Below are 22779 nucleotides of genomic sequence, written 5' to 3' on the forward strand. Positions count from 1 at the left end.
CAATTTGCCGTAGTGCAACTTAAGGCGGCCTGGTTTATGATGGATCCTTGCCCGTTCACAACAGCGCTCCCGATACCAAATGCGTAACGTAGCCTCTTTGCCAAGCCCGGATACCGATCCGGTCGACGCCCTGATCAAGTCGATTCGCATTCCGCCGCGTCCCAGCCTGCTGGCCGATCTGCAGCGCGAACTGGCGGCCGACGATCCGGCGCCAGCGGCAATCGGGCGCATTATCGCCAGCGATGTGGGCATGGCAGCGGCCCTGCTCAAGCTGGCCAACTCCTCTTTTTACGGCGGCAACCGCAAGGCCAAATCAATCGAGCAAGCCATTCTGTTTTTGGGCATCAACCAGGTCGCGGCCCTGATGACCGGGCTGCTGGCGCGCCAGACCATCGGTACCGACAACCGCGCCCTGGCCAGCTTCTGGGATATCTCGACCCGGCGCGCCCAGGCGATGGTGTTTCTGGCGCGCCGGCTGCGCATTGGCGCGCCCGACGTGGCGCATACCTTTGGCCTGTTCTGCGACACCGGCGTGCCGCTGCTGATGGACCGTTTTCCCGACTACGCCGCCACCTTTGCGGAAGCGGCCAACGATCCTTCGCGCCCGCTGACCGCGCTCGAAGATGAACGCCACAGCACCAACCATGCCGCCATCGGCTGTCTGCTGGCGCGCAACTGGGGTTTGTCGACCGATGTGTCGTGGGCGATTTTGCACCACCAGGATTACAGCGTGCTGGAAGACAGCGCAACGGACGATGCCGTGCGCTCGCTGGTGGCGCTGTCGCTGCTGGCAGAAAGCGCCATTGCCCACTACCAGGGCATGGGCAGTTCGCTGGAATGGGACAAGGGCGGCGAACGCGCCTGCGCCTATCTCGGGCTGACCGAAGAAGAGACGACCGACCTGCTCGACGAGCTGCACGACAGCTTCCACGCCGACCACTAGACAGTCTTTGACAATGGCCGTTTGCAGGACGATACTAAAAGCTACGTATCGCAACGGAGGGCATCATGAAAACCGGTATCCGGCTACTCATCACGTGCTGCTGCCTGGTACTGGCAGGGTGCGCCACCCAAACCCAGCTCGCGCCCATGCCGTCGTCGGCCGACCTGTATCAGGACGCCAAATTTGCTGCGCCTTCGCGCCCGGTCAACGCTGATCAGCTGTTCGACCTGAGCCCGGCCATGCAGAACTATCTGCGCAGCCCCGGCTTTCAAAACCACACACGCAACGCAGGCCAGCAGCGCGGCCTGTTCGACGCCCTGTATACCAGCGGCGAACTCAAACTCGACTACGATTCCACCTATACCCGCAACGCCGCCGAAACCTTCGCTGCGCGCAAGGGCAACTGCCTGTCGCTGGTGATCATGACGGCCGCCTTCGCGCGCGCCATGGGTCTCAATCCCTACTTCCAGCAAGCCCTGATCGACCAGCAATGGAGCCGTGAAGGCAGTCTGTATATCGCCAGCACCCACGTCAATCTGCGCCTGGCCAATCGCCCGATCCGCGATGGCACGGTGGATCTGGCGGAGCGCTCGATGACGGTGGATTTCCTGCCGCCCGAGGACTCGAAATGGTATCCGACACTGCCGCTCGATGAAGCGACCATCGTGGCCATGTACATGAACAATCGCGCGGCCGAAGAACTGGCGCGCAACCGTCTGGACGACGCGTACTGGTGGGCGCGCGCCGCGATCGAACAATCGCCCTCGTTCATCTCGGCCTACAACACACTGGGCGTAGTCTATTTTTCGCATGGCGACATCGCCGCAGCCGAAAAGGTTTACCAGCGCGCCTTGCAGCGCTCCCCGGAAGACACCACCCTGATGCGCAATCTGCTGCCCGTGCTCGCGCGCCTGGGCAAAGGCAATGAGGCCGCTGCCCTGACCACACGCCTGGCCAGCATCGAGCCAACCCCGCCGTTCCACTTCTTCCAGCTGGGGATGAAGGCCATGGAACAGGGCCGCTATGCGGAAGCGCGGGCGCAGTTCGCGCGCGAAGTCCAGCGCTCGCCGTATTATCACGAGTTCCACTTCTGGCTGGCCATGGCCCACTGGCAGCTGGGCGAAGCCGGTTCGGCGCGCAAGCAGATGTCGCTGGCAGTTGACACCAGTACCACTGCCGAAGGGGCCAAGCGCTATTCGTCCAAGCTCGACTACCTGCGTTCGCTGTCGGCAGCAGGTGCACGCAAGGCCTGGTAGCAATCGTTCATAATGGGGGCTCCTTGAATCTCGGAGTCCCCTTATGCAGGCAGCACCGGCATTGATCATCATCGACATGCAGAACTGCATGGCCGATGCGCGCGCAGGACAGCGCAACAATCCCCAGGCCGAAGACCGCATCGCGCAGCTGCTGGCGGCGTGGCGCAGCATGGGCGCGCGGGTGATCCATGTGCGCCATATCTCGCGCAGCGCCACCTCGATGTTCGCGCCCGGCCAGGCCGGCGCCGCATTCCAGCCACGCTTTGTGCCGCTGGCGGCGGAACACGTGGTCGAAAAAAACGTACCGGATGCCTTCGTGCACTCGGGCCTGGAGCGCTGGCTGCATGTGCGCGGCATCACGCAGCTGGTGCTGGCCGGCGTGAGCACCAACAATTCGGTCGAGTCGAGCGCGCGCTCGGCCGGCAATCTGGGTTTCCAGACGCAAGTGGTGGCCGATGCGACCTTCGCTTACGCCCAGACCGACTATGCCGGCAACGCGCGCACGGCCGACGAGGTGCACGCCATGGCCCTGGCCAATTTGCAGGCCGACTATGCGCAGATCGTCACGTGCGAGGCGGTGATCGCGGCGCTGGCGCAAGCGGCTTAAGTCAGAGAAAGGCGCGCAAGGCCAGCCAGGCATCGCGCTTGCTGGCATAGGCCAGTGTGTAGGCCGGACTGCTTGATGGCAGGGACAGAATGTGCAGATGGGCGGCCTGATCACCCAGCACCTTCAAACCGAGCCGCGCGGCGGTGCCGCCATTGAAGGCAACGGCCTTCAGTTGCGGCAGCGTGGCAATGAGCGCCAGCAGATCGTTATCGTCCCGGGTGCGGATGTTGCTGTCGAGGCTGCCTTCGCGATGGGCCTGTGCCACCACGTCCCACAGACCGACATGGCTTGCGCGCAGGGCGGCAAGGCGCGCTGCATAAGCGAGCGGCACCAGCTCCTTGCCTGTCACTTCAGACATCAGCATCCAGAATCGGTTCTGCTTGTTGCCATAATATTCCTGGCGTGCCAGCGACTGCTCGCCTGGCAAACTGCCGAGCACAAGCAGCCGGGTGTGGGCGTCGACCACAGGATCGAAACAGCGTTTGCGCTCTGGCGAAGGGGATGCAAGCATGGCGCGATTCTAACTGCTGTCGCTGGCGACCGGTGTAGAATTGAAACGCATTTTATAAACCAACAATATGGCCGGAGACCGCCCACCATGACCGCACCAGCACGCGACATCGATACCCTGCTTGCCAAGTACAGCGAAAGCCATCTCAACCACACCAATGAAATCATCCATTTCATTTGCGTGCCCGTGATCGTGTTTACCTTGCTGGGCATCTTGTGGTGGGTCCATCCGTGGGTAGCGGTCGCGGTCACGGTGCTGTCCATGGTGTATTACATCAAGCTGTCCAAATCATTTGCGGTGGGCATGCTGCTGATGTCGGCCGCCATGCTGGCCATTCTCTCGCTGCTGCCGCCAGCCACGGTGCTGCCCCTGTCGCTGGCGATTTTCGTGCTGGCCTGGATCGGGCAATTTATCGGTCACAAGATCGAAGGTAAAAAGCCCTCGTTCTTTGATGATCTGCGCTTTCTGCTGATTGGCCCGCTGTTCGTGCTCAGTTTCCTGTATCGCCGCCTGAACCTGTCCTGGTAAGGGTGGCGGCAAGGCCGGGCCATGCCCGGCAGGAAATGTCATTTCACCGTATACTTTTTCGATGTCCTCTCCCCTCCTCTTTGCCATTGCCTCCCTGATCTGGGGTTCGACCTTCTGGGCCATTACCGTACAACTGGGCGAAGTCGCCCCCGCCGTGTCGGTGGTGTACCGCTTCGGGCTGGCATCGGCCACGCTGTTCCTGGTGTGCCTGGCGCGCGGGCAAAAGCTGTCCCTGCCCTGGCCGGCCCAGCGCTGGATGCTGCTGCAAGGCTTCTTCTCGTTTGCACTCTCCTACGTCTGCACCTACACATCGGAGCAATATCTGGTCTCGGCCCTGGTGGCTGTGCTGTTTGCCCTGATGGTGTTCTGGAACCCGATCTGCAGCCGCATTGCCTTTGGCACCGCCATCACCTGGCGCACCTGGGCTGCCGGCATGGTGGCCGTGAGCGGGGTGACAATGCTGTTCTTCCATTCGATTGCCGATGCCTGGCAAGAGATTGTCGGCGGCGGCACCGGTCACTTCCTGCTGGGCCTGGCGCTGGCCGTTACGGCCACGATCTCTAGTTCGGCCGGCAACATCGTCGTGACCAAGGTGCGCGAGCATTCGTCCAATCTGTTCCTGACCATGGCCTGGTCCATGTTGTGGGGCACCTTGATGGTGGCGCTGTGGGTGCTGGTCAGCGGCCAGCAGTTCACCCTGCCCACCAAGCCCCAGTACTGGATGGGCCTCGGCTACCTGGCGCTGTTCGGGTCCGTCATTGCTTTCAGTGCCTACTTCACCCTGATCAACCGGATCGGCTCGCAGAAAGCGGTGTACATCGGCGTGGTCACGCCGGTGATTTCGCTGCTGCTGTCGATCCAGCTTGAACACTACCGGCCCGGCGCGCTGGAATTTCTGGGCATGTTCCTGTGCCTGGCCAGCGTGGCCTGGGCGGTTCGCACACCCGCGCCCACACCCAAAGAGGCAGTTTGCCTCACCACCGTTCCCGAGGTCCCATGAGCACCAGCCCCCTGCAGATCCGTTTCGCCCAACCGGCCGACGTCGCCCACATCCACGCCATGATTGTGGAACTTGCGGTCTTCGAAAAGCTCGAACACATGGTGATCGCCACCGAAGCCTTGCTGCACGAGGGCCTGTTTGGCGTCCGTCCCGCCTGCGAAGCACTGATTGGCGAGGCTGACGGCAAGGTGGTCACGTTTGCCCTGTTCTTCCATAATTTTTCTACCTTCCTTACCCGCAAGGGCTTGTACCTGGAAGACCTGTACGTCAAGCAGGATTGCCGTGGCAAGGGCTACGGTCGCGCCATGCTGGTGGCCCTGGCCCAGCTGGCCGTGGAGCGCCAATGCGGGCGCTTCGAATGGTCGGTGCTGGACTGGAACGAGCCTGCGATCAATTTTTACAAGGGCATGGGGGCCGAACTGCTGCCCGACTGGCGCATCTGCCGGGTCACGGGCGACGCCCTGAGCAGCCTGGCCAAGGCTTAGAAAAGAAAAAACCCACGGGGCTGAGGCGCCGTGGGTGAACCCATTGTTTAGGATGGGGAGGGGAGATTGGATTCAATCCGGGATCTACTATAGTTCCGACCAGCCACTAATTGTAATTTAGTTACAATTGCTTACGGATAAATGTTGCAGATCGATCAAGCCTCCCATCATGCCCCTTGGGAAGAAATTCATTTTGACGCCAAACAAGTGTTGGGCGGATAGTCTCAACGGCGCTGGCGCCGCGTCGCCAGGCGCTCGGCCAGCTCGAACAGGGCCTGGGTCAGCAGCGCCATGGCCGCCGCCGGAATGGCGCCGGCCAGCAACATGTCATTGTCATTCAGGGCCAGCCCGGTTGTAATGCGCTCGCCGTAACCGCCGGCACCAATAAAGGCGGCAATGGTGGCCGTGCCAACGCAGGTGACGGCGGCGGTTTTCACGCCGGCCAGTATCACCGGCATTGCCAGCGGCAAGTCCACATGCAGCAGGCGCTGGCGCCGGCGCAAGCCCAGTGCCAATGCCGCCAGGCGCAAACCGGCCGGCACACCCAGGATGGCGGTGCAGGTATTGCGCACGATGGGCAGCAGCGCATACACAAACAGCGCCACCATGGCCGGCACGGCGCCGATCATCCCCAGCACCGGAATCAGAATTGCCAGCAGCGCCAGCGCTGGCACCGTTTGCAGCACGCCTACAAGGGCCAGCACCGGCTGGCGCACGCGTGGCACAAAGGCGGCCACGATCCCCAGCGGAATGCCGGCCAGGCAGGCCAGCGCAAGCGACACCAGCACCAGCACCAGGTGCTGGCGCGTGAGGGTCCACAGGTCGGGACCGAACAGCTTGGCCATCAGGCCGGCGCGGTCAGCGCTGGGGGTAGCGCTAGCCGACAGAAATGCGCGCGCAACGGCAGCGAAGCTTTTGCCTTCCAGCTCGGCAGCCGCGTTCATGGCGATCATGCGCTCGGCCGTGATGCGCCCTTCGAGGCGGCCGATCGCCGCCCACGCTTTGGGGAAGCGCTGCGGCGCGTCCAGACGGTATAGCAGGACTGCGTCGTAGCGGGGGAAATAAGCCAGATCATCCACCAGCACGCGCAAGTGATAGCGCGCGATTTTGGCGTCGGTGGAATAGATGTCGATCACATCGACCTGGCGCTGGTCCAGCGCTTCGTAGGCAATGCCATGATCGAGCCCGCGCGGCGCCTGGCCTAAACCGTAGCGTGCGGCCAGCCCGGGCCAGCCGTCAGCGCGGCCGATGAATTCATGCGACAGCCCAAAGCGCAATTGCGGCTGCGCCGCAAGGTCCGACAAGGTCTTGACCGTGCTGTCGGCGCGCACGGCAAGCGCATAGGTATTGTTGAACCCCAGCGGCACCGCGATGCCCAGTCCCATGGGCGCCAGCGCCGCCCGCATTTGTGCGAGCGAGGTAGGCTGCGCGTTCTTCAGAATCTCCTGGTCGATCGTGCCGATGTACTCAGGGTACACATCGATGCTGCTTGCCTGCAGCGCGGCCAGCACGATGGCCGTGTTGCCCAGTCCCTGGCGGTGCGCGGCCTGGCCGTGGACGGCAGCGCTCTGGGTGATGATTTCGCCCAGGATGTACGATTCGGTGAAGCGTTTGGAGCCCACCTGCAGCACGTCGCCTGCGCCAAAGGCGGGGCCGCACAGGCACAATATGAAAGCGGCAATGATGGTGCGCACGCACCCTCCCGGTTGGATTTAAGCGGGCAAGCTTACCACCGGATCGCGCAGGACGCCGCCGTTGACCACGGCGCGGCACGGGTTGAAGCCAAACGCATACGACAGGTCGGCCGGGCGGGCAATGTCCCACAGCGCAAAATCGGCGGCCTTGCCCACTTCGAGCGAACCGAGATCGTGGGCGCGGCCAAGCGCACGTGCAGCGTGGATGGTGACGCCGGCCAGCGCCTCTTGCGGCGTGAGGCGCCACAGCGTGCACGCCATATTCATGGCCAGCAGCAGCGACGTCATGGGCGAGGTGCCCGGATTGCAGTCGGTGGCCACCGCCATCGCGACGCCGGCGGCGCGCAGGGCGGCCACAGGCGGCGGCGTGGTGTCGCGCAAAAAGTAGTAGGCCCCCGGCAGCAGCACCGCCACCGTGCCGGCTGTGGCCATCGCCTCGATGCCGGCCGCGCTCAAGTGCTCCAGGTGATCAGCCGACAAGCCCTGGTAGCGCGCCACCAGTTCGGCCCCGCGCTGGTCCGACAACTGCTCGGCGTGCAGCTTGACGGGCAAGCCGTGCTGGCGCGCCGCCGCGAACACGCGCTCGGTCTGGGCGGTGGAAAAGCCGATCCGCTCGCAGAACGCGTCCACCGCATCAGCCAGGCAGTGCTCTGCAATCTGGGGCAGCATAACATCGCAAATATGGGTGACATAATCGTCGGCACGGCCCGCGTATTCGGGCGGCAGCGCATGGGCGCCCAAAAACGTGGTGACCACGTTCACTGGCAGCACCTGGCCCAGCTGGCGTGCCACGCGCAGCATTTTGGACTCGTCTTCCAGGGTCAGACCGTAGCCTGATTTGATCTCCAGCGTGGTCACGCCTTCGGCCAGCAGACTGGCGGCGCGAGGCAGGCTTTGACGCAGCAATTGCGCGTCGCTCGCTGCGCGCGTGGCGCGCACGGTGGACATGATGCCGCCGCCGGCACGGGCAATGTCTTCGTAGGTGGCGCCATTCAAGCGCGCTTCGAATTCATCGCTGCGGTTGCCCGCGTGGACAATGTGGGTATGGCAGTCGATCAGGCCGGGCGTGAGCCACTGGCCGCGGCCATCGTGGACCAGGGCGGCGTTGGGCGCGCTGGCCATGGGGCCGATCCAGGCAATGCGCCCGTCGCGCACGGCAATGGCACTATCGCGCTGCTGGCCATAGCCGTCGACCATGGTGGCCAGGTGCACATTGGTGATCAGAACATCGAACTGCGCCATCGATTACGCCTGATTGACGAAAATGTCGACCACCAGCACCGTGGCCTGGCCGGTCTCGAAGGTCCAGACGGTATCGGTATCGAACACCACGGCGTCGTAACGGACCAGGCCAATGCGCTCGGAATCGCTGCAGACGGACAGGCTTTCGCCTTCGGCCAGAAACACGATGGTGATATCGCCGCGCGGCGCAAACTCGGACACGCCGGACAGCACGCGCCGGCCGAGCCGATGATGGCATGTGGCGCGCCGCGTCATGACGTTGAAATCGGTGGTCGGCCCGCCGTTGACGGTGGCCGCCACCTGCGATTCGCCTGCGAATTCGACGACCGGATCGTCCTCCGAGAGCACAAAGCGGCCCTCGTCGCCGATGTCGAGCACGACACCCGGGCCGTCGACCAGGGCCAGCGTACGGTCGATGCCGGGAAAGGCGGAAAACGGACCGCTGACGGCAATTGTGGCCAGGCTGACGCGCCACTCGAAGGCATCGAGCGCGGCGCCCGGCGGCGCGATGGCGATCTCGGTGGTGCTGCCGCCACCGTTCTTCCAGGGTGCCGGTTCGAGGCCGGCAAAAGGAATCAGAAGTGTCATGCTCTCAGTGTACGCAATTCGGCAACGGTATGCACATATCGTTGTGCAATCTCGTCCTGCGCCACGTGTTCTTGATTTTGCACAACCCATTTTCCGCCCACCATGACGTCGCGCACCAGGTTGTCGTTGCCGCAGAAAACCAGGGTGCTCAGCACATCGCCCGGCTCCACACCTGCCAGATTGGGGTGGGCGCTGTCGAGCACCAGCAGGTCGGCGCGCTTGCCTTCTGCCAGAGCGCCGACCGGACGTCCGCAAGCGAGCGCGCCGCCCGCCAAAGCGCCCTGCCACAAAAAGTCGCCCACACGCCGCTGTTGCGCCGAAGCGGCCACATTGCGGCGCTGGTGCTGCAGGCGCTGGCCATACTCGAGCCAGCGCAGCTCCTCGACGGGCGACTGCGACACATGGCTGTCGCTGCCAATGCCAAAGCGGCCCTGCGCAGCCAAAAACGGCGCCAGCGAGAACAGCCCATCACCCAGATTGGCCTCGGTGGTCGGGCACAGGCCGGCCACCGCGCCGCTGGCAGCCAGCGCGGCCGTTTCCGCCTCGGCCAGGTGGGTGGCATGCACCAGGCACCAGCGCGCATCGAGCTGGAACTGGTCCATCAGATAGGCGACCGGACGCATGCCGGTGGCCGCAATGCACTGGTCCACCTCGGCCTGCTGCTCGGCGATATGGATATGCACGGGCCGCCCCGCCGGCAGCGCGGCAAGCACGGCGCGGATCTGCGCCACGCTGGCCGCACGCAGCGAATGTGGCGCCACGCCCACCTCGATCTGGCCGCTGCGCAGCGGTTCAAGCGCGTCCACGATGCGCAGCACATCGGCTGCATCGGTACGAAAGCGCTGCTGTTCGGGCTTGAGCGGCTGTTCGCCCAACCCGGCGTAGCTGTACAAGACGGGCAGCATGGTCAGACCAATGCCGCTCTTGCGGGCAGCGGCAATGACCCGCTCGGCCGTTTCAGCGGGGCGCGCATACAAGGCACCATCCTGATCGCGCTGCACATAATGGAATTCGCACAGCGAGGTATAGCCGTGACGCAGGCATTCCGAAAACAGCTGCGCCGCAATAGCCTCGATATGGGCCGGCGTGATGTGGCGCGCAAAGCGGTACATCAAGTCACGCCAGGTCCAGAAACTGTCAGGACTGTCGCCGGCGATCTCGGTCAGGCCGCCCAGCGCACGCTGAAATGCATGCGAATGCAGATTGATCATGCCCGGCACCACCAGCTCGACGCGTTGTTCGTTGGTGCGGTGGCCACTGTCGGGGGTGACCTCGGTCAGGCTGCCGGCCGCGCACCACTCGATGCGCACATTTTCGCGCCAACCTTCCGGGAGCAAGGCATGGCGTGCAAACAGCGAGGTCACGCGCGCACCCAGTCGACGGCAGCGCCAGTGAGCTTGCGCAGCAGCGGCTGCACGCGTGCAGCCAGCTCCGGACGGTAGGCGAACGGCGCGCTTTCATCCATGTACAGGCACTGACACATCTCCAGCTGGATCGCGTGCACATTGCGCGCCGGCTGGCCATAGTGGCGCGTAATGTGGCCGCCCTTGAAGCGGCCGTTGACTGCGACCGAGAAGGCATCCTGAGTACGGGCCACGGCCACCACGGCCTGCTCCATGCCGGGCGCGCAGGAGGTACCTTGGGCGGTGCCGAAATTCAGATCCGGCAAGCGGCCCTCAAAAAAGCGCGGCACGACGGAGGCAATCGAATGCGCATCCCACAGCACCACGCGGCCGTGCAGCGCCAGCAGGCGATCGAGTTCTGCGCGCAGCTGCTGATGATACGGTTGCCAGTAGCGCTGCAGGCGCATTTGCACCTGCGCTTCGTCGGGTGCCTGGCCGGGCAGGTACAACTGCTCGCTGCCAAAGGTATCGACCGGGCACAGGCCGGTGGTGGACAGCCCCGGATACAGATTGGTGTCTTCCGGTGGACGATTCAGATCGATCACGTAGCGCGACCAGCGCGCGGCAATGGTTGAAGCCCCCATCTCGCCCAGAAACCCGTACAGTTCCTTGAGGTGCCAGTCGGTATCGGCCTTCGCCAGCGCGCACGGCGCCATGCTGGCCGCAATATCGTCGGGGATGTCGGTACCCACATGCGGCATCGACACCAGAAGTGGAATACTGCCTGCCTTGAACGAGAAATCCATGCGCGGCTCCCGGGTTTATTGGTACAGCGATGCGAACAGGTTCTTGCAGGTCGCGCTGAGCTCCCCGCCCACGACCATCTGCTTGGCCGCTTCGATATCAGGTGCGAAGAAGCGGTCCGCATCAAAGAACGGCACCTTCTGGCGCAACTGCGCATGCACGTGCTCCAGGTGTGGCGAAGACTTGAGCGGGCGATGGAAATCGATGCCCTGCGCCGCCGCCAGCAGCTCGATGCCGACAATGACGGCCGTATTTTGCGCCATGTCGTCCAGGCGGCGCGCCGCGAAGGTGGCCATGCTGACATGGTCTTCCTGGTTGGCCGAGGTGGGCAGGCTGTCGACGCTGGCCGGATGGGCCAGCGACTTGTTTTCCGACGCCAGGGCCGCAGCCGTGACATGGGCAATCATGAAGCCCGAATTAACGCCAGGGTCACGCACCAGGAATGGCGGCAGGCCGGACAAGGTCGCATCGATCAAGAGTGCGATACGGCGCTCGGCCAGGCCGCCAATTTCGGCAATCGCCAGCGCCAGCGTATCGGCTGCAAACGCGACCGGCTCGGCGTGGAAATTGCCACCCGAGATAATGTCGCCGGTGGCCGGGAAGATCAGCGGATTGTCGGTCACCGCATTGGCTTCGATCAGCAAGGTACGCGACACGTTCGTGATCAGATCGATGATGGCGCCCATGACTTGCGGCTGGCAGCGCAGGCTGTACGGATCCTGCACACGCTCATCACCCACCAGATGCGAGGCGCGGATCGCGCTGGACGCCATCAGCTGGCGATAAATGGCTGCTGCAGCAATCTGGCCGGGCTGACCGCGCACCTCGTGCACGCGCGCGTCGAACGGCGCATCACTGCCCTTGGCCGCGTCCAGCGACAGGGAGCCGGCCACCATGGCCGCTTCCAGCAAGCGCTCCGTCATGAACAAGCCATGCAGCGCCAGCGCGGTCGACACCTGGGTGCCATTGATCAGGGCCAGGCCTTCCTTGGCGGCCAGCACAACCGGCTCGATGCCCGCGTTCATGAGTGCAACGTTGGCCTCGACCAGCTTGCCGTCCACCCGCACCTGGCCCACGCCCAGAATGGCCAGCGTCATGTGCGCCAGCGGCGCCAGGTCGCCCGAAGCGCCAACGGAGCCCTTGGCAGGAATCGCCGGCACAATGCCCGCGTTGTACATCGCGATGAGCGTGTCGATGATCAAAGGACGCACGCCCGAAAAACCGCGCGCCAGGCTGCCGATTTTCATCAGCACGATCAAGCGCACCACCGCGTCCGACAGCAGTTCGCCAGTGCCGACCGAATGCGACAGGATCAGATTGCGCTGCAGCTCTTCGAGCTTCTCGTCCGGAATGCGGGCCTTGGCCAGAATGCCGAAGCCGGTATTGATACCATAGGCGGCGTCGCCCTTGGCCACGATGGCTTGCACCGCGGCGGCCGATGCATGGATGGCCGGGTAAGCGTCTGCCGACAGGGTCAGTGGCGCGGGTGCGGCCCACACGGCGCGCAGCGCATCCATCGTCATTTTGCCCGGAGTGAGCGTCCAGCCTTTTTGGGTAATCGTCATTTTTGTCGTCGTCAGTATGTTGTAGATGGGCGCGCCCGAAGCAATCGTTGCGCGCCGGAGGCAGCCGGCAGCGGCGTCCTCAAGGAATCATGGGCAGATTGAGCTTGTTACGCTTGGCGCAGGCAACGGCGCTTTCGTAGCCGGCATCGGCATGGCGCATCACGCCCGAGGCGCTGTCGTTGACCAGCACACGGCCCAGGCGCTTGGCTGCGGCATCGCTGCCATCGGCCACGATCACCACGCCCGAATGCTGCGAGTAACCCATGCCCACACCGCCACCGTGGTGCAGCGACACCCAGGTGGCGCCGCCGGCCGTGTTGAGCATGGCATTGAGCAGCGGCCAGTCGGACACTGCATCGGTACCGTCGCGCATGGCTTCGGTTTCGCGATTCGGGCTGGCCACCGAACCGGTGTCGAGGTGATCGCGGCCGATCACGACCGGCGCTTTCAGTTCGCCCGTGCGCACCATCTCATTGAAAGCCAGACCGGCGATATGGCGCTCGCCCAGACCGAGCCAGCAAATCCGCGCCGGCAAGCCCTGGAAGGCAATCCGTTCGCGCGCCATGTCCAGCCAGTGGTGCACCTGTTTCTGCTCGGGGAACAGCTCCTTGATCTTGGCATCGGTCTTGTAAATGTCTTCCGGATCGCCCGACAGCGCCACCCAGCGGAACGGTCCGCGCCCTTCACAGAACTGCGGCCGGATATAGGCCGGCACAAAGCCCGGGAAGGCAAACGCATTCTTGACGCCGTGGTCCAGCGCCACCTGGCGGATATTGTTACCGTAGTCAACCGCCTTCACACCCATCGCGTGGAAGTCGAGGATGGCCTGCACGTGCACCGCGCACGACTCGGTGGCGGCAGCGGTCAGGCGCGCATGCTGGGACGGATCCTTCTGCGCCGCCTTCCACTCGTCCACGCTCCAGCCGCGCGGCAGATAGCCATTGATCAGATCATGGGCCGAGGTCTGGTCGGTGACCAGATCAGGCTTGATGCCGCCCGCCTTGGCGCGCTTGACCAGTTCGGGCAGCACATCAGCCGCGTTGCCCAGCAGGGCGATCGAAATGGCTTCGCGCCGCTCGGTGTGGTGCTTGATCAGGGCGATGGCATCGTCGATGTCGCGTGCCTGCTTGTCCACATAGCGGGTGCGCAGACGGAAGTCGATGCTCGACTGCTGGCACTCGATATTGAGCGAGACCGCGCCGGCAAAGGTGGCCGCCAGCGGCTGCGCGCCGCCCATGCCGCCCAGGCCCGCGGTCAGGATCCAGCGTCCGCCCCAGTCGCCGCCGAAGTGCTGGCGGCCAGCCTCGGCGAAGGTTTCGTAGGTGCCCTGCACGATGCCCTGAGTGCCAATGTAGATCCAGCTGCCGGCTGTCATCTGGCCGTACATGAACAAGCCCTTGCGGTCGAGTTCATTGAAGTGCTCCCAGTTGGCCCACTTGGGTACCAGGTTCGAATTGGCGATCAGCACGCGCGGGGCATCAGGGTGGGTCTGGAACACGCCAACTGGTTTGCCCGACTGGATCAGGAGGGTCTGGTCGTCTTCCAGCTCCTTGAGCGACGCCAGAATCTGATCGTAGCAAGCCCAGTTGCGGGCCGCGCGGCCGATGCCGCCGTAGACCACCAGATGCTTGGGATTTTCCGCCACTTCCGCATCCAGATTATTCTGAATCATGCGATAAGCCGCCTCGGTCAACCAGCTTTTGCAGGCCAGTTCCGTGCCGCGCGGGGCGCGGATATTGCGGCTGGCGTCGTAGCGCGGATCGGCGCCCATCTGGATCGAATCGGTGGTCATGGCAGCTCCTTGAAAACGGTTGGGACCGGACGCGCGCAAGCGCACGCCCCGTGTGCATGATCAAAGTCTAAGTTGTATATACAACCAAGTCAAATGTTTTTTCTGCGTTCCCTGGCCGCCCCGCGCCCTACTTCTTGACAAATACCTGGCGGCCCGCGACCCAGGTTTCGAGCACGCCCACCTTGTGCAGATCGGCGGCGGGAATGGTGAACATATCGCGGTCGAGAATCACAAAATCGGCCCACTTGCCTTTTTCCAGAGAGCCGAGCACTTTCTCCTGATGGCCAGCCCACGCCGCGTCCATCGTGAAGCAGCGCAGCGCCTCGGTCAGCGTCATCGCTTCGTTGGCGTACCAGCCGGCGGCGGGGGTACCGGCGGCGTCCTGGCGCGTGACGGCAGCGTGGATGCCGAAGAAAGGATTGGGTGACTCGACCGGGAAATCTGAGCCGCATGCAATGCGCGAGCCCTGCTTGAGGAAAGTGCGCCAGGCGTAGGCGCCCTTGATGCGCTGCGGGCCGACGCGTTGTTCGGCCATGTTCATGTCGGACGTCGCGTGGGTTGGCTGCATGGACGGCACGATGTCGAGCGACTTGAAGCGCGCGATATCGTCCAGCGACACCACCTGCGCGTGCTCCATGCGGTGGCGCAGATCACGGCTGCCGGTTTTCTCAAGCAGGACCTGGTAGCCGTCGAGGATCTGGCGATTGCCCGCGTCGCCAATCGCATGCACATTGACCTGATAGCCGCGCTTCATCGCATTTTCCATCATCGCGTAGATATCGGCATTCTGGCGGAACAGCAGGCCATGCGACTTTGGTTCATCGCTGTAGGGCGCGATCAGGGCGGCGCCGCGGCTGCCCAGGGCGCCGTCGGCATACAGCTTGACCGCGCGCAGCGCATACAAGTCCGATGCATAGGATTTGAGTGGACCGTCACGCGAGAGCAGATCGAAGTCGGTACCGACATCGCCGATCATCGCATACACGCGCGTGGTGAGCTTGTTACGGTCCGCGTAATCGCGGTAGATCGCGTCCTGGCTGGCCGTGATGCCGGCATCATGCACGCTGGTCAGGCCGACCGAAGCGAGCGTTTCAAGTGACCGGTCCAGCGTGGCGCGGGCCTCGGCCTCGGTCTGCTTGGGCAGGACCTTTTCCATCAGCTCCTGGGCCGCGTCGACCAGCACGCCGGTGGCGACGCCGTTCGCATCGCGCATGATCTTGCCGCCGACCGGGTCGGGGGTGGCATTCGTGATGCCCGCCAGCTGGAGCGCGCGCGAATTGGCCCAGCCGGCGTGGCCGTCGACGCGATCGAGCCACACCGGGCGATCGGCGACGGCGGCATCGAGTTCGGCCGCCGTTGGGAAGCGGCCCAGTTTCCAGATCTCCTGATTCCAGCCGCGTCCGCGCAACCAGGATTGGGTGGGATGGGCCTTGGCATACGCAGCGGCCGCGGCCTGCGCATCGGCCAGCGAAGCGCTGCCGGTCAGATCGAGGCGGGTGAGCTGCTCGCCCAGACCGAACACATGGCCATGGGCGTCAATCAAGCCGGGGATGACGGTCTTGCCCTGCACATCGATATGACGGGCTTTCTTCGCGCGGGCGGCGGTGAATTCCGCGTTCCCGACGGCGATGATACGGCCCTTGTCATCGAAGGCCATGGACGAAAAGCGCAACAACTGGTTTTTACTGTCGAGGGTATAGCCATTGGCATTGTCGATGACAGTCGCCGCCTGCGCAGCGCCGAGGGCCGCCGCGGTTGTCAATACGAGCAAAGAAGAATGGATCAAACGCATCAGACACCCCAATGAATGGACAAAATCAGAGTGTATCGCGCCAACCGGGGTCAGACCTCAATTCTGAAATAATTTTCTAATCGGGGTCAGACCTCAATACTGCAAGTTTGTTGCGCACGTTTGCGCAAGTCCGTCCTGCTGGAAATGACGGCTTGTACGCTCAGTGATTTATAGGAGCATCAGATGAGCCGTTTTCCCCGTCCCGTGTTTCCACACGTGCCACTCCACATAATTCAGCGTGGCAACAACCGTTTGCCATGCTTTTTTTCTAGAAACGACTATCAAACCTTTCTCGATATCCTTGCTGATGCGCGTCACTGTTTTCCCTGCCATATACATGCATATGTCTTGATGCCAAATCACGTGCATCTTCTCGCTACCCCTGTCGAAGCCGGGGCGCCAGCCGCATTGATGAAATGGGTCAGTCAGAGATATGTGCAAAGGGTGAACAAAAAATACCAACGATTCGGCACGCTCTGGCAGGGCAGATATCGATCTTGTCTCGTGGAAACGGAGCGCTACTTCATCGCTTGTCAGCGCTACATCGAGCTGAACCCGGTGCGCGCCACGCTCAGCCGCCACCCTGCGGATTACGACTGGTCCAGCTATCGCGCGAATGCATTTGGGCAGCGCAACCCGATCATCACGCCCCACGCCATCTACACGGAACTTGCGACAGACCCGACAGAGCGGCACGCCTGCTATCGGTCGCTGGTCGACGAGGCGATGTCTGACTCAACAATTGCGGAGATCCGTTCAGCTACGAATAGCAATATGTTTTTCGGCTCGACAGATTTTGCGGATCGCATGGGATATATTCTTGGCCGCAACGCCACCCTCGGGCAACCAGGCCGACGTCGTGCTTAATGCAAAAATTGTTTCAGTATTGAGGTCTGACCCCGATTAAAAAACAATTTCAGTATTGAGGTCTGACCCCGATAAAAAAACATTTTGGCTTAGGGTTTTTCGCGATCGAGCAGGGCGCGCTTGCGCTCGATGCCCCAGCGGTAGCCCGACAACGCGCCGTCCTGGCGCACAACCCGGTGACAGGGGATGGCAACGGCGACCGGGTTGGCAGCGCAGGCGCCGGCAATGGCGCGCGCGCCGGCGACAATCCCCAGCCGCGCCGCCAGTTCGGCATAGCTGACGGTGGCGCCACTGGGAATCTGGCGCAGCGCTTCCCATACGCGCTGCTGAAATGCGGTCCCGCGCACGTCCAGCGGCAGGTCGAGCCCGACACCCGGCGCTTCAATCAGGCCGATGACTTTGGCCACGGTGTCTTCGTAGCCACGGTCGGCACCTTGCAGTTCGGCCGCGGGAAAACGGTCCTGCAGGTCGCGCGCCAGCTGCTCGGGGTCGTCGCCCATCAGGATGGCGCAGATGCCGCGCGCGGTCGAGGCGACCAAAATGGCGCCCAGCGTGCAGGCGCCGATGGCAAAGCGAATTGCTTCGCCACTGCCGCCCGCACGCCATGCTTTTGGGGTCATGCCCAGCCGCGCCGGCGCGCCAGCGTAAAAGCGCCCGCTGGAGTTGAATCCGGCCGCATATATGGCGTCGGTCACGCTGCCCGCTTGTCCCAGGGCTGTGGTCAGGCGCTGCGCACGCTGGGCGGCGGCGTAGGCTTTGGGCGTGATGCCGGTGTGCGCTTTGAAGATGCGGTGGAAGTGAAAGCGGCTCATGCCGCAAGCGGCAGCCAGGCTGTCCAGATCCGGTTCGTCCACGCTGGCGTCGATCAGGCGGCAGGCCCGTTCGACCACCTGCGCGTGGCGCTCGGCCAGCGGCGGCTGATCCGGCTTGCAGCGCTGGCACGGCCGAAAGCCCGCCGCTTCGGCCGCTTCGCGCGTGTCGTGGAAGGCCACGTGCTTGCGCAGCGCGGCACGCGCGCCACACGAGGGCCGGCAGTACACGCCGGTGCTGCTGACGGAGTACCAGAAGGCGCCGTCGGCCTGCGCGTCGCGCTGCGCCAGCGCGGCCCAGCGCGCGGCCTCACTGCTGTAATTGGCTGTCTTCATGGCTGTGTTCATTTCTGCTTTCATGGCGCTCTCCGGGACTCGATGCTGAAACCGATTCTCGCGCACGGCGCCAGCGCCCGCACTCCGGCTCTTGCTTTTGAATCCCGTACGGCCAGCCAGTGCTAGAATCGGGCTTTCCCCCGCCCCCTCCGGAGAGTAGTTTGGAAGATCAAATTGCGCAAGACAGCACGCCCATTTTCCAGCGCATCAAGGATTACCTGACCGGCGAGATCGCCGCCGGCCGCTGGAAGGAAGGCGATGTGGTGCCGTCCGAGCAGGCGCTGGTGCGCCAGTTCGGCGTCTCGCGCATGACGGTCAACCGCGCGGTGCGCGAGCTGACGGCCGAGCAGGTGCTGGTCCGGCGCCAGGGCTCCGGCACCTACGTGGCGCCACAAAAATACCAGGCCACGCTGGTCGAGATTCGCAGCATCGCCGATGAGGTGCGGGCCCGCGGCCACCGCCACGCCAGCCGCCTTGAACTGCTCGAGAAGGTGCGCGCCGCCGATGCGCTGGCCCTGCAGTTCGATCTGCCGGCCGGCGAGTCCCTGTTCCATTCGCTGATTGTCCACTTCGAAAACGAGGTGCCGATTCAGGTCGAGGACCGCTGGGTCAATCCGGCTTGCGCGCCCGATTATCTGGACCAGGACTTCGCCACCATCACGCCAAACGAACATCTGATGCAGGCCGCGCCTTTGCAAAGTGCCACCTACAGCATCGAGGCCCTGCAGGCGCCGCGCGAGATCGCTGACATGCTGGCCATCGATGCGCGCCAGTGCTGCCTGGTGCTCAAGCGCCGCACCCGCGCGCTGGGCCAGGTGGCGTCGGTGGTGACCATGTGGCACCCGGGCCAGCTGTATCAGTTCACCGGCAGCGTGAACTAGCAAACCAGCGCTGTGGCAGGGCCGCACGGGTGGCATGAAGATTCCTTCAGAATTATCATAATGTCATTTAAAATGGCGGGAGCCGTGTTTACGCTTCCCTCCACTGCAGCCCCGAAAGGATTGCCTTGTCCCGCCGCTTTTCCGCGATGCCGTCGCTCCGCTGGCGGCGCCTGGCACAAACCTGCCCGCTGCGGGTCGTGCTGGGCGCCGCACTGCTGCTGCCGCTGACCGCGCTGGCGCTGGAGACGGTCGCGCCGGCGCCCGATCCGCATCCCGCACTCGGCTCGCTGTATATCACCTTGACGGGCGCGCTGGTCCTGCTGCTGGCCGCTGCCGCGGTGGCGTGGCGCTTCGCGCATCTGGGTGCGCTGCTGCAGCGCGAACGGCGCGCCCTGCGCGCCACCGAACAGCGCTTGAGCAGTGCCGAACACCTGTGGGGCTTTGCGCTCGAAGGCTCGGGCGAAGGCATGTGGCAGTGGTCGCGCCTGGGCGGCGAACTGACCCTGTCCCCGCGCTACAAGGAATTGCTCGGCTACGGTCCCGCTGAATTCGAGGTGCGCTTCAATGCGTGGCTGCTGCATGTGCATCCCGACGATCTGCCGCGTTTTCAGGCGGAGCTGAACCGCTTTGCCCGCGCCGCGCCCGCGACCGACCGTTCCAGTCTGTCGTGCGAATTTCGCATGCGCTGCAAGGACGGCAGCTGGAAGTGGCTGCTGGGGCGCGCCATTGTGGTGGCTCGCGACGATGATGGCCGGCCGCTGCGCATGACCGGTACGGTGGCCGATATCGGCGAGCGCAAACAGGCCGAGGAGACGCGCGTGCGGGCGGTGCTGGAAGCCTCGCCCGAGGCGATGCTGGTGCTCGATGGCGAAGGCAGGATCCGCTATGCCAATGCCTTGTGTGCGGCCAGCTTCGGTTACCAGCATGGGGAACTGGCTGGCATGCAGGCCAGCCGTCTGGCGCCCGGCATCGATGCCGCGGCCGGCCCGAACCAGGTGCTGCGCGCCACCCGCGCCGATGGCGCCAGTTTTCCAGCCGAGATCAATCTGACGCCGCTGCTTCTGCTGGGCCAGAAGCTGACCATTGTGTCGCTGCGCGACATCGGCGAGCGCCAGCGCGCCAGCGAGGCGCTCAAGGAGATGGCCGCGCGCCTGCACGAGATCATCCAGATGATGCCGATCGGTTTGTTCATCAAGGACCCGCAAGGCCGGGTGACGCTGATGAACAGCGCTTGCCAGACCCAGTTCGGCCTGTCGGCCGCGCAGCTCGAAGGCGTCCACAGCGCCGACTTCGACAACGCGGCCATGCGCGAGCAGGTCGACACCATCGCCAGCGGCGGCGCTGTGCAGCATTTGCGCACCTTCCGCAAGCCGGTGTTCGACGAGCAGGGCCAGCCTGCCTATCTGATCGGGATGATGGTCGATATCAGCGCCAGCATGGCGGCCGAACGGGCACTGCGCGAATTGAACGAGCATCTGGAAGAGCGCGTGGCCCAGCGCACCTGCCAGCTCGATCAGGCCAAGCAGGTGGCCGAGGAGGCCAGTCTGGCCAAGGGCCAGTTCCTGGCCAATATGAGCCATGAAATCCGCACCCCGATGAATGGCGTGATCGGCATGGCCTACCTGGCCCTGCAAACCAATCCCGATGCGCGCCAGCGCGATTACCTGGAAAAGATCCACTTCGCTGGCGAACACCTGCTGGGTATCATTGATGACATTCTCGATTTCTCCAAGATCGAGGCCGGCATGCTGGAGCTGGAAAAGGTGCCCTTCACGCTTGACCATGTGATCGAAACGGTCACCACCCTGGTCGCGCCCAAGGCGGCCAGCAAAGACTTGGCGCTGTTGTTCGAGCTCGATCCCGCGCTGCCGCCGGCACTCGAGGGCGATCCGCTGCGCATTGGCCAGATCCTGATCAACTATGCCAACAATGCGGTCAAGTTCTGCGACAGCGGCGCAGTCACGGTCAGGGTCAGGCCGCTCGCGCAGGACGCGGGCGTGTGCACGCTGCGCTTTGAAGTCAGCGACACCGGCATCGGTCTCTCGCCGGAGGAGGCGGGCAAGCTGTTTCAGTCATTCCAGCAGGCGGACACGTCGACCACGCGCGAATTCGGCGGCACTGGTCTGGGCCTGGCCATTTGCAAGCAGCTGGCCCAGCTGATGCACGGCGAGGTTGGCGTCGAGAGCGAACCTGGCTGCGGCAGCACGTTCTGGTTCACGGCCCAGGTGGGCACGCTGGCTGCGCCCACCCTGGCGCCGTCAGCGGCGCGGGCCACGCCAGTGACAGCCGATGCGGCCCTGGCCGGGGCCTGCATTTTGCTGGTGGAAGACAATCCCTTCAATCAGCAAATTGCCATGGAAATGCTGGAGCAGGCCGGCTGCGTGGTGTGCGTGGCGCACAACGGCCTGGAAGCCATCGACTTGCTGGCCAAGACCGCGTTTGATTGCGTGCTGATGGACGTGCAGATGCCGGTGATGGATGGCTTGCAGGCGACGCGCCTGATCCGGCTGGACCCGCGCCTGGCCGGCTTGCCGATTCTGGCAATGACGGCCAACGCCACCAGCGCCGACCGCGACAGCGCCCTGCAAGCGGGCATGGACGACTTCATTACCAAGCCGGTGCAGCCAGCGTTGCTGTTCCAGGCGGTGGCACGGGCCCTGCCGGCGCGCCCCAAGGACCAGCCGCGCCCGCCTGCCGCCCCGGCGCCCGTGCCAGCGCGCGTGATTTTGCCAGGCAATCCAGACGTGATTGACCTGACGATTCTGGCCAAGTTGCTCAGTTATGACCCGGACAAAGTGCGCAAGTTCGCGTTCAAGTTCTTGCAGACGACCCACGAGGGCTTTGACGACATGGAGCGCGCCCTGGCAGCGGGCAATGTCGAGCGCGTGCGCGAACTGGGGCACCGGATCAAGTCGGCCGCGCGCACCGTCGGGGCGCTGGGCATGGCAACCCTGTGCGAACGGCTGGAGCAGTTACCGCCGGCCACCTCCGAGCAGGAACGCCAGGCCGCGCGCGATCTGGTGGCCCGGCTATGGCCCCTGCTGGAACAAGTGACCGAACATATTATGCAAAACACCACCTTTGCCAGCGAAGCCTGATTAATTTGGCGTGAAATCGATTACGTGGCGCCGGGCTGTGCAATTTTCCATGATAATGCGTGCACCAATGCACAGCCTCCGTCCATGACCGATCCCCTACCCAGCGCGCGCCCCTCGGTGCTGCTCCTCGACGACGATCATTTCACCTTGTCCATGCTGGCGGACATGCTGGAAAGCGCCGGCCATGCCGACGTGCGCTGCGAATCCGATGCCAGGCAAGCCTTGCACAGTCTGGCCGCCAATCCCCCGGGCCTGTTGATCTGCGACCTGTCCATGCCCGAGATGGATGGGATCGAGTTTCTGCAGGCCGCCGCCAGTGCCGGCTATCGCGGCCATGTGATGCTGCTGACGGGCATGGAGTCGGGAGTGCGGCGCGCGGCCGAACGGCTGGCGCGGGCCCAGGGCTTGCAGTTGCTGGGCGCCTTCGCCAAACCGCTGACCCCGGCGCAACTGGGCGCGGCGCTGGCCCTGTTGCCGCCCCCGTTGGCGGACGCGACGGGGAATTTGTACAATGCGACGACACTTTCTGGAAAATAGGTTATTATTTCGTCTAAATCCCCGCCTGATACCCTCTCGCACCTGGCCGGTCGCTCCACTTCCACCTATTGTTTTTGCGCACACTGTCACCACACTAGTGT

General features: G+C 63.9%; 20 protein-coding genes. 10 read left to right on the forward strand and 10 right to left on the reverse strand.

Annotation, left to right across the window (positions count from 1 at the left end; translation table 11 throughout):
* The first annotated feature begins 79 nt into the window (after window positions 1–79).
* The 3 genes from BUC24_RS21420 (at window position 80) to BUC24_RS21430 (ending at window position 2806) form a co-directional block, all read left to right on the forward strand.
* A complete protein-coding gene (locus tag BUC24_RS21420; RefSeq protein WP_073221747.1) occupies window positions 80–943 on the forward strand; it encodes an HDOD domain-containing protein in 864 nt (287 codons plus the stop codon).
* A 65-nt stretch (window positions 944–1008) separates the two neighbouring features.
* Complete coding sequence (locus BUC24_RS21425) at window positions 1009–2199, forward strand: tetratricopeptide repeat protein (RefSeq protein ID WP_073221749.1); 1191 nt, start codon at window positions 1009–1011, stop codon at window positions 2197–2199.
* A gap of 43 nt (window positions 2200–2242) precedes the next feature.
* The gene (locus tag BUC24_RS21430; protein ID WP_073221752.1) at window positions 2243–2806 is read left to right on the forward strand and encodes a cysteine hydrolase family protein; all 564 of its coding nucleotides are present in this window, start codon (window positions 2243–2245) and stop codon (window positions 2804–2806) included.
* A gap of 1 nt (window position 2807) precedes the next feature.
* Here the strand turns inward: BUC24_RS21430 and BUC24_RS21435 are convergent, their stop codons facing one another.
* The gene (locus BUC24_RS21435; protein ID WP_073221755.1) at window positions 2808–3317 is read right to left on the reverse strand and encodes a DNA-deoxyinosine glycosylase; all 510 of its coding nucleotides are present in this window, start codon (window positions 3315–3317) and stop codon (window positions 2808–2810) included.
* 87 nt (window positions 3318–3404) lie between these two features.
* Here BUC24_RS21435 and BUC24_RS21440 point away from each other — a divergent pair, with 87 nt between their 5' ends.
* The 3 genes from BUC24_RS21440 (at window position 3405) to BUC24_RS21450 (ending at window position 5330) form a co-directional block, all read left to right on the forward strand.
* A complete protein-coding gene (locus BUC24_RS21440; RefSeq protein ID WP_073221757.1) occupies window positions 3405–3845 on the forward strand; it encodes an Mpo1 family 2-hydroxy fatty acid dioxygenase in 441 nt (146 codons plus the stop codon).
* A 61-nt stretch (window positions 3846–3906) separates the two neighbouring features.
* On the forward strand, window positions 3907–4845 hold the full coding sequence (locus BUC24_RS21445; RefSeq protein WP_073221760.1) for a DMT family transporter: 939 nt from the start codon (window positions 3907–3909) through the stop codon (window positions 4843–4845).
* Window positions 4842–5330, forward strand: coding sequence for a GNAT family N-acetyltransferase (locus BUC24_RS21450; protein ID WP_073221762.1), 489 nt, complete (start codon window positions 4842–4844; stop codon window positions 5328–5330). Before BUC24_RS21445 ends, BUC24_RS21450 begins: the two co-directional genes overlap by 4 nt.
* 224 nt (window positions 5331–5554) lie before the next feature.
* On the opposite strand, the gene BUC24_RS21455 is transcribed toward BUC24_RS21450, so the two are convergent.
* From BUC24_RS21455 to BUC24_RS21490, 8 genes are all read right to left on the reverse strand, one after another.
* Entirely contained in the window at window positions 5555–7024 is a 1470-nt protein-coding gene (locus tag BUC24_RS21455; protein WP_178372597.1) for an ABC transporter permease/substrate-binding protein, read from the reverse strand.
* A gap of 18 nt (window positions 7025–7042) precedes the next feature.
* Window positions 7043–8266 (reverse strand): imidazolonepropionase, encoded by a 1224-nt coding sequence (gene hutI, locus BUC24_RS21460; RefSeq protein WP_073221764.1) that lies wholly within the window; start codon window positions 8264–8266, stop codon window positions 7043–7045.
* A 3-nt stretch (window positions 8267–8269) separates the two neighbouring features.
* On the reverse strand, window positions 8270–8854 hold the full coding sequence (locus BUC24_RS21465) for a HutD/Ves family protein (protein ID WP_073221767.1): 585 nt from the start codon (window positions 8852–8854) through the stop codon (window positions 8270–8272).
* On the reverse strand, window positions 8851–10218 hold the full coding sequence (locus tag BUC24_RS21470) for a formimidoylglutamate deiminase (protein WP_143167615.1): 1368 nt from the start codon (window positions 10216–10218) through the stop codon (window positions 8851–8853). Before BUC24_RS21470 ends, BUC24_RS21465 begins: the two co-directional genes overlap by 4 nt.
* Complete coding sequence (gene hutG, locus BUC24_RS21475; protein ID WP_073221773.1) at window positions 10215–11003, reverse strand: N-formylglutamate deformylase; 789 nt, start codon at window positions 11001–11003, stop codon at window positions 10215–10217. The genes BUC24_RS21470 and hutG overlap by 4 nt, the downstream gene beginning before the upstream one ends.
* Before the next feature lie 15 nt (window positions 11004–11018).
* Complete coding sequence (hutH, locus tag BUC24_RS21480; protein WP_073221776.1) at window positions 11019–12566, reverse strand: histidine ammonia-lyase; 1548 nt, start codon at window positions 12564–12566, stop codon at window positions 11019–11021.
* 79 nt (window positions 12567–12645) lie between these two features.
* The gene (gene hutU / locus BUC24_RS21485; protein WP_073221779.1) at window positions 12646–14358 is read right to left on the reverse strand and encodes a urocanate hydratase; all 1713 of its coding nucleotides are present in this window, start codon (window positions 14356–14358) and stop codon (window positions 12646–12648) included.
* 127 nt (window positions 14359–14485) lie between these two features.
* Window positions 14486–16150 (reverse strand): amidohydrolase, encoded by a 1665-nt coding sequence (locus BUC24_RS21490; RefSeq protein ID WP_083599080.1) that lies wholly within the window; start codon window positions 16148–16150, stop codon window positions 14486–14488.
* Window positions 16151–16333: 183 nt separating this feature from the next.
* Here BUC24_RS21490 and BUC24_RS21495 point away from each other — a divergent pair, with 183 nt between their 5' ends.
* Complete coding sequence (locus tag BUC24_RS21495; RefSeq protein WP_073221787.1) at window positions 16334–17017, forward strand: transposase; 684 nt, start codon at window positions 16334–16336, stop codon at window positions 17015–17017.
* Window positions 17018–17106: 89 nt separating this feature from the next.
* Here BUC24_RS21495 and ada read toward each other — a convergent pair whose 3' ends face one another.
* Window positions 17107–18186, reverse strand: coding sequence for a bifunctional DNA-binding transcriptional regulator/O6-methylguanine-DNA methyltransferase Ada (ada, locus tag BUC24_RS21500; RefSeq protein WP_073221790.1), 1080 nt, complete (start codon window positions 18184–18186; stop codon window positions 17107–17109).
* A gap of 137 nt (window positions 18187–18323) precedes the next feature.
* On the opposite strand from ada, the gene hutC reads away from it, so the two are divergent.
* The 3 genes from hutC (at window position 18324) to BUC24_RS21515 (ending at window position 22678) form a co-directional block, all read left to right on the forward strand.
* Entirely contained in the window at window positions 18324–19043 is a 720-nt protein-coding gene (hutC, locus tag BUC24_RS21505) for a histidine utilization transcriptional repressor HutC (protein ID WP_143167616.1), read from the forward strand.
* 125 nt (window positions 19044–19168) lie between these two features.
* The gene (locus BUC24_RS21510) at window positions 19169–22141 is read left to right on the forward strand and encodes a PAS domain-containing hybrid sensor histidine kinase/response regulator (protein ID WP_143167617.1); all 2973 of its coding nucleotides are present in this window, start codon (window positions 19169–19171) and stop codon (window positions 22139–22141) included.
* 84 nt (window positions 22142–22225) lie between these two features.
* Complete coding sequence (locus BUC24_RS21515) at window positions 22226–22678, forward strand: response regulator (protein ID WP_073221797.1); 453 nt, start codon at window positions 22226–22228, stop codon at window positions 22676–22678.
* Window positions 22679–22779 lie beyond the last annotated feature (101 nt).

It is taken from the genome of Massilia sp. CF038, from assembly GCF_900129765.1.
Classification (GTDB): domain Bacteria; phylum Pseudomonadota; class Gammaproteobacteria; order Burkholderiales; family Burkholderiaceae_D; genus Telluria_A.

Excerpts from the sequence above, each read along its gene's own strand:
- BUC24_RS21450 (WP_073221762.1), top strand. The coding sequence starts at position 4,842 with ATGAGCACCAGCCCCCTGCAGATCCGTTTCGCCCAACCGGCCGACGTC.
- hutG (WP_073221773.1), bottom strand. The coding sequence starts at position 11,003 with ATGGATTTCTCGTTCAAGGCAGGCAGTATTCCACTTCTGGTGTCGATG.
- hutI (WP_073221764.1), bottom strand. The coding sequence starts at position 8,266 with ATGGCGCAGTTCGATGTTCTGATCACCAATGTGCACCTGGCCACCATG.
- BUC24_RS21435 (WP_073221755.1), bottom strand. The coding sequence starts at position 3,317 with ATGCTTGCATCCCCTTCGCCAGAGCGCAAACGCTGTTTCGATCCTGTG.
- hutU (WP_073221779.1), bottom strand. The coding sequence starts at position 14,358 with ATGACCACCGATTCGATCCAGATGGGCGCCGATCCGCGCTACGACGCC.
- BUC24_RS21490 (WP_083599080.1), bottom strand. The coding sequence starts at position 16,150 with ATGCGTTTGATCCATTCTTCTTTGCTCGTATTGACAACCGCGGCGGCC.
- BUC24_RS21465 (WP_073221767.1), bottom strand. The coding sequence starts at position 8,854 with ATGACACTTCTGATTCCTTTTGCCGGCCTCGAACCGGCACCCTGGAAG.
- BUC24_RS21425 (WP_073221749.1), top strand. The coding sequence starts at position 1,009 with ATGAAAACCGGTATCCGGCTACTCATCACGTGCTGCTGCCTGGTACTG.
- BUC24_RS21420 (WP_073221747.1), top strand. The coding sequence starts at position 80 with ATGCGTAACGTAGCCTCTTTGCCAAGCCCGGATACCGATCCGGTCGAC.
- BUC24_RS21440 (WP_073221757.1), top strand. The coding sequence starts at position 3,405 with ATGACCGCACCAGCACGCGACATCGATACCCTGCTTGCCAAGTACAGC.
- BUC24_RS21430 (WP_073221752.1), top strand. The coding sequence starts at position 2,243 with ATGCAGGCAGCACCGGCATTGATCATCATCGACATGCAGAACTGCATG.
- BUC24_RS21445 (WP_073221760.1), top strand. The coding sequence starts at position 3,907 with ATGTCCTCTCCCCTCCTCTTTGCCATTGCCTCCCTGATCTGGGGTTCG.
- BUC24_RS21495 (WP_073221787.1), top strand. The coding sequence starts at position 16,334 with ATGAGCCGTTTTCCCCGTCCCGTGTTTCCACACGTGCCACTCCACATA.
- ada (WP_073221790.1), bottom strand. The coding sequence starts at position 18,186 with ATGAAAGCAGAAATGAACACAGCCATGAAGACAGCCAATTACAGCAGT.
- BUC24_RS21515 (WP_073221797.1), top strand. The coding sequence starts at position 22,226 with ATGACCGATCCCCTACCCAGCGCGCGCCCCTCGGTGCTGCTCCTCGAC.
- hutH (WP_073221776.1), bottom strand. The coding sequence starts at position 12,566 with ATGACGATTACCCAAAAAGGCTGGACGCTCACTCCGGGCAAAATGACG.